The 4,845-nt window shown below is 40.6% G+C and carries 6 protein-coding genes; 4 read left to right on the forward strand and 2 right to left on the reverse strand.

The annotated features are described in order from the left end of the window. A partial coding sequence (locus V7083_RS22480) for a hypothetical protein (protein WP_335482277.1) occupies window positions 1–226 on the forward strand: 226 nt, incomplete at its 5' end. 30 nt (window positions 227–256) lie between these two features. On the opposite strand, the gene V7083_RS22485 is transcribed toward V7083_RS22480, so the two are convergent. After that, on the reverse strand, window positions 257–913 hold the full coding sequence (locus V7083_RS22485; RefSeq protein WP_335482279.1) for a response regulator transcription factor: 657 nt from the start codon (window positions 911–913) through the stop codon (window positions 257–259). Window positions 914–931: 18 nt separating this feature from the next. After that, a complete protein-coding gene (locus V7083_RS22490; RefSeq protein WP_335482281.1) occupies window positions 932–3,061 on the reverse strand; it encodes a histidine kinase in 2,130 nt (709 codons plus the stop codon). 181 nt (window positions 3,062–3,242) lie between these two features. Here V7083_RS22490 and V7083_RS22495 point away from each other — a divergent pair, with 181 nt between their 5' ends. The 3 genes from V7083_RS22495 (at window position 3,243) to V7083_RS22505 (ending at window position 4,688) form a co-directional block, all read left to right on the forward strand. After that, window positions 3,243–3,941, forward strand: a complete 699-nt coding sequence (locus tag V7083_RS22495) for a hypothetical protein (RefSeq protein WP_335482282.1) — start codon at window positions 3,243–3,245, stop codon at window positions 3,939–3,941. Window positions 3,942–4,045: 104 nt separating this feature from the next. Continuing rightward, on the forward strand, window positions 4,046–4,309 hold the full coding sequence (locus tag V7083_RS22500; RefSeq protein ID WP_335482286.1) for a ferritin-like domain-containing protein: 264 nt from the start codon (window positions 4,046–4,048) through the stop codon (window positions 4,307–4,309). Between the two features lie 22 nt (window positions 4,310–4,331). After that, window positions 4,332–4,688, forward strand: a complete 357-nt coding sequence (locus tag V7083_RS22505) for a spore coat protein (RefSeq protein WP_335482284.1) — start codon at window positions 4,332–4,334, stop codon at window positions 4,686–4,688. Window positions 4,689–4,845: the final 157 nt, after the last annotated feature.

Raw genomic sequence — 4,845 nt, forward strand, 5'->3', positions numbered from 1 at the left:
AAGAATATATTGTATAATTCACAGTATAACGATAGGAATTAACGGGATGGTGACAATGATGAATTTTTTAAAAAAGCTATTTCAGGAACAGTGTCCAAAATGTAATGAAGTTCTTGAAACCCAGGATTCTGATGCCTTAAAAGGTGTTGTCATAAAATCATGCCCAAACCAACATTATCATAAAGAATTTCATCCAGCACTCGAAACTTGGATTGAAAGAAAGTAAGGCAGCCTTGATTCCGGCTGCCTTTTGTTATCATTCCTCTGAATTTCCCAGTCGCGATTCTCTTGCCAAGTAAATGGCCTCTTCTCGATCCGCGACTTGAAGTTTATTTAGAATATTGGTGACATAATTCGAAACGGTCTTCCCGCTGATGGTCAATTTTGCGGCTATTGCTGCATTGGTGGAACCGTCAGCCATCAAATACAATACTTCCCGCTCTCGTTCTGAAAGTTCCGGGAAAGCTTCTTTTGGTGCCGCTGGACGAGCAATGGAAAAATAGTCAATCATTCTGGAAGCAATTCCCGGACTGAAAATGGCCCCACCATTTCCGACTGTTTTAATGGCGTTTAACAATTCCTCTTTTTCAGCATCCTTTAAAACATACCCCTTTGCACCGGCACGCATGGCCGCAAAAACGGAATGATCATCCTGAAACATCGTTAAAATTAAGATTTGCGTGGCAGGATTATTTTTGATAATTTCGCGTGTTGCTTCAATTCCATTACAGCCAGGCATTCGCAGATCCATTAAAATCACATCAGGTTCAAGTGTTTGTGCCAGTTGGATGGCTTCTTCCCCTGATGTTGCCTCGCCAATTACTTCAAGATCCTCAGTTGTTAGAAAAAGTGTCTTTACGCCATGCCGAAATAAAGGATGATCATCGGCAATTAATATCTTCAATTTTTTCAACCTAGCTCCCCCATACCCTTAAGTATTTACTGGCAGAAAAACAGTTAGTTTTGTTCCTATTTTTTCAGAGTGTTCGACCAAGAATTTTCCGCCTAATTCATTTGTTCTTTGTTTCATCGATTCCATGCCGATGCCTCCCTTTTCTCTGTTTTTACTTTTCGGAGACATCCCCACACCATTATCTTCAATGAACATATGCAAACCATGTTCTTGGTTTTCATTAAATAAAATCTTAATATAACAGGCAGTAGCCTTGGAGTGACGAACGACGTTCACCAAAGCCTCGGTCATAATGCGAAACGCAGCTACCTCAACTGCAGCGGGTAAAACAGGTAATTTTTCCGGGGCATGTAAGCAAAAGTGGATGCCTGAACCTTGCTCATGTCTTTTACTCACCAGTGTTAATTCCTTTATACGCTCGTGAATCGCCCCGATTAATCCCATTTCATCTAATGTAGGTGGGCGTAAATCATAGACGATTCCCCTTATTTCAGATACGGTTTGGCGGATCGTTGATTGCAATTCACTCAGAATCTCCTTGGTGGCCGCGGGATTTTTTTCAACAAGATCTTCTGCGGCTGCAGCAGTTAAAGCCAGAGCTGCTAATTTTGGAGCTAATCCATCGTGCAGATTACTCCGAAGCTCTCTTCTCTCCTCTTCGCGAGCTAAAACCAGCTGTTCCCTAGATTCCTGTAAATTCGCGGCTAACATTTTTAAATCAATTGAAGCCTTTGCACTTTGGACGACGGCACTTGCCTGTCGGATCAGCATTTCTAAAAATTTTTGATCAGACGTTGTAAAACGTTCTCCAGGCGAGCGTGGGGAAAGCCTTAAGGCACCAATCTCTTCCCCTCGATAATACAAACTAAATGAAAAGCACTCGTCAAAAAATTCTCCCTCTTCCGCTGCCAAGACTTCTCCACCATTTTGATGCAAACTTAATGAGGCATAAGGAAGCCGTAGTGAGTCTTTAATGGTACGGATCACCAGTTTCAAAACGGCCTCCGGATCCAGAGGATTTTCTAGTTCTTTTGACAGTCGATGCAGGACGGAATAGGGATCGTCATTTTCACCATACATACGGCGGTTGATAAAGCGTTGAATGTGCTGTTTAATCGGAGAGTACAAAACGGCAACAATTCCGGTACCAATAAAGGATATTACTGTATGATTTTTAGTATCAAAAAGTAGCCCCGTATACCACACAGCGGACACATAAAATAAAACAGTACATGCTGTTAGGATTCCGTAAACAAGGGTTCGATTCACAATGATATCGATGTCCCAAAGGCGGTGCTTTAACATGGCAATCAATATCGCCAAAGGGATCAACAGCATGAAAGCATGGACTCCGATCTCTACAGCATAAACCTGGTATGGCTGGGCTGATATGGATTTTTCTTGAAAAATAAATAAAATGGTAACGCTCATTAGACCCATTAGTGCCATAACCACACCATAGACAACCCATTTTGCTTGCTGCTTTTCTAAGGGCGTTAAAACAGTCTTATAGCGAAAAATTTGAACAGAAATTAAACTGCCAATCCAAATAAAAAACCAGATCCCAAACAACAGCTTCGGCCCGTGCTGTAAATCAATGATCGTACTAGGGAATAGCATGCCGGGAACCCGAAGGATGATAATGGTCATGCATAAATAGGCCGACCACCTAGGAGCAAATTTTCCATTTGGAAATAAAAAAAAGAAAAGAATAAAAGCTGTCATCCCTCCTGCTTCGATGACTTGAACCAAGTATGTTAGCAGCGGGTGAATCAGCTTAATGCCTGACATGATCGGTGTGAATGTTCCGCCAAGTGAGATGAGCATAAAACTTCCTAATAAACCAATGAGTCCAGATGATTTCTTCCATAATAGGACTGTTCCTGCCGTTATATAAACAAGACCAAATACGGCATATATACTGACATAGGCAAACGAATATTCTGCTGGACTGATTCCATGGTTTTGAAGCCAGTTGGTTCCAGGAGCAGGGTTATAAAAACCGGTACAAGATTGGGCAATACAATTGGATTTTATATATTGGTAATATTGAGGAATGCTGTAGATAAACAATATGGCCGTAAGCAGGGTCATGACCAGCACGGTGACTCGTAAAAGAGGTAACTTTTTTTCGGGCAAAAACTCCATTGTATCTCCCCTGTTAATCCATGATAGGCAAATTGTACCAACAATCAGATTGTTCTGTAAATGTTTAATTTTATTCCCATGTAAGTTCCTGCCCTTTGGGAAACGGTGCCTCTAACACTCGGGAAGGTTTGGGGTGGTAAGATTCAAGTGTAGAATCAATCAAATTACAGGGGGAATTAACATGTTAACCATTCCAAACGGGTATTTAAAATTTAGCGGGTTTTTGTTACTGTTAGGAGGATTAATGGGTTTTACCGGTCAGTTGATCCATCTTGAAGATATGCCTGCATCCGTCAAAGACATTCCTGAATTCTTAAAAGGCGCAGTAAATATCCATGTTCTTTTAGCTTACGCTTCCACGTTTATCTTGATGGGCTTACCGGCTGTTTATCTTCGTCAAGCTTCCGGCTTAAAATGGTGGGGCTGGGTTTCTTTCCCACTACTGTTTATTGGTTTAATGCTGGAGATTTTCCACGGTCCGGTTCAGATTATGGCCTATCCAATCATTTTTGATTTCGTCCACACTGCCGCAGATTTGAAACATGTCGGGGAATTATTCAATAATATGGCCATTGATCAATATCCATTGCAGCTAGCTGTATTTATCCCGCTTATTCCGGGAATCTTCCTTGGTCTCATCCTATTAGGAATTGCCACTTTGCGTGCTAAGGTGTTGCCAAAGGCACCAGCAATCTTTATTTTTATAGTAATGGTCATCCAAATTGTGGGCATGGTAGTTCCCGTTCATATTCATTTGCTGGAGATTTCATTTGCCTATATTCATCTCATTTTTGTTTGGATTGGAGCCTTAATGGCATTTGGAAAAATAAATGCTCCGGTGCAGAAAGTAAATACAGATTCTGTCATTGTCAAATCATAATAGATTCCCCGCGGATTTTAATTTCTGCGGGGTTTTTACATAAGAGGAATTCATTTGGCTCATTCTAAACTTGATATTAGTTTTTTGAAGGGAGTTTTATTATGATGCAAAATCAACCGCCAATCCCGAATCCGCCACAAGCGATTACAACAAAAGACTTGCAGTATTTAAAAGATGCAATGTCTTGGGAACTTCTTGCGTTTAAAAAATTTCATTTTCTGGCTCAGCATGCTCAAAATCAGGATATTAAGCAGGCCCTAGATGAGGCTGGAAGAATGCACCAGGATCATTATAATCGTTTGCTTTCTCACCTCCAGGTAGATAACAATGCGGTTATGTCAAGCATACAAAATCAACAAATGCACTAATTTTTGAATGGAGGGAAAAAGAATGCAAAATCAACAAAATCAGCAATCCCAGAATTCGAATCAAATTGCCAATCCGCAAACTGGGCAATTGCCTAAGGTGAAAGGCCCTGAAATGAATGACCGTGACTTTCTCAATGATGGCCTCAGTACGTGCAAGTATATTACAGACAGCTTAAATATTGCGATCCGTGAGGCAAGTCACGACAAACTTCATTCCGATTTGTTACAAATGCTCACTGAAACTCACCAAACCAGCAGAAATATTTACAAATTAATGTTTCAAAACGGATGGTATAAACTGGAGGCCGAAGATCAACAAAAGATTGATCAAGCCTATCAGCAATTTAACAACTATTCTTCACAATTTCCATATCAATAATATGGCCCGGTACTTATTACCGGGTTTTTATTTACGGTGATAATGGGTCATTACGTCCGATACAGTAAAAACTGCTTTCTTGTTTATGGTTGATGTCTTTCATTAAGGGGTTGAATGACAATTCCCGGTTGGTGTGCATGCATGTTGGCTTTCATCA

Origin of the sequence: Bacillus sp. JJ1764 (assembly GCF_036962145.1) — a bacterium.
GTDB lineage: Bacteria > Bacillota > Bacilli > Bacillales > Cytobacillaceae > Neobacillus.

Coding starts and splice junctions, on each gene's coding strand:
- V7083_RS22500 (WP_335482286.1), top strand. CDS start 4,046: ATGCAAAATCAACCGCCAATCCCGAATCCGCCACAAGCGATTACAACA.
- V7083_RS22490 (WP_335482281.1), bottom strand. CDS start 3,061: ATGGAGTTTTTGCCCGAAAAAAAGTTACCTCTTTTACGAGTCACCGTG.
- V7083_RS22505 (WP_335482284.1), top strand. CDS start 4,332: ATGCAAAATCAACAAAATCAGCAATCCCAGAATTCGAATCAAATTGCC.
- V7083_RS22495 (WP_335482282.1), top strand. CDS start 3,243: ATGTTAACCATTCCAAACGGGTATTTAAAATTTAGCGGGTTTTTGTTA.